Below are 683 nucleotides of genomic sequence, written 5' to 3'. Positions count from 1 at the left end.
GTAAATAGTTTCAAAATGTTTTTGAGTTAATTTTTTGTAACAAAAGTGCTCAAAATAAGTGCTAAGCAGCCGAAGTGCCGAATTTAAAGGCTTTATAAAATTCCGCTTGTTAACTGTATGTAAAGTGCGCGCTCTGGGTTGTCAGCAAGGACGAAAGTGAATAAAAAATGTGCTTGATATTGCGATCTAGATAAGCAAAATGGAGCGCAAAATGAGTTTTCATTTATGAAGGGATGCTTTTTTAGACTTGTTGTGAGGTGACTTATGAAACTGTTCCTATTACTCATGGCTTCTGTTTCTGCTGGTGTAGCATCTGCAGATCACATCCATTCATTTATGTTAGGTTTATCTATTGCTTCTCTGGCAGTGGGTAGCTGTTATTTCTTTGCTTTCCGTAGCTCGCGTTTTCCGCAGTTAGCACTGTTTTTATTGATTTGCGGCATGTTATCTAAACTGACTATTACGGTTGTAGGTGTTATGTGGGGTATGTCTGCGCAATTGATTACTTCACCAATCGTGTTTGCGTTGTCTTATCTTTTCTTTTCACTTGCTGTTACGTACTTGTGGTTCAGCTATCGTGAAAGCATCACGCAAATTCCAGAGCGATTTAAAGCAGCTTGATTTAGCGCTTTGATACCGACAAATATGAAAACGCCAGCGATTAACGCTGGCGTTTTTGTTTT

Annotated in this window: 1 protein-coding gene; it reads left to right on the top strand. The window is 38.7% G+C overall.

Annotated features, from left to right (window positions below; translation table 11 throughout):
- Positions 1 to 264 precede the first annotated feature (264 nt).
- On the top strand, positions 265 to 621 hold the full coding sequence (locus tag R7R24_RS27200) for a hypothetical protein (protein ID WP_005454342.1): 357 nt from the start codon (positions 265 to 267) through the stop codon (positions 619 to 621).
- Positions 622 to 683 lie beyond the last annotated feature (62 nt).

Source organism: Vibrio sp. 704 (genome assembly GCF_033339295.1).
Note: the sequence above shows the minus strand (reverse complement) of the source record. Positions and strands in the feature narration are given on the sequence as shown.

What these genes read in the sequence shown, in the direction of transcription:
- R7R24_RS27200 (WP_005454342.1), top strand. Translation starts at nt 265, where the DNA reads ATGAAACTGTTCCTATTACTCATGGCTTCTGTTTCTGCTGGTGTAGCA.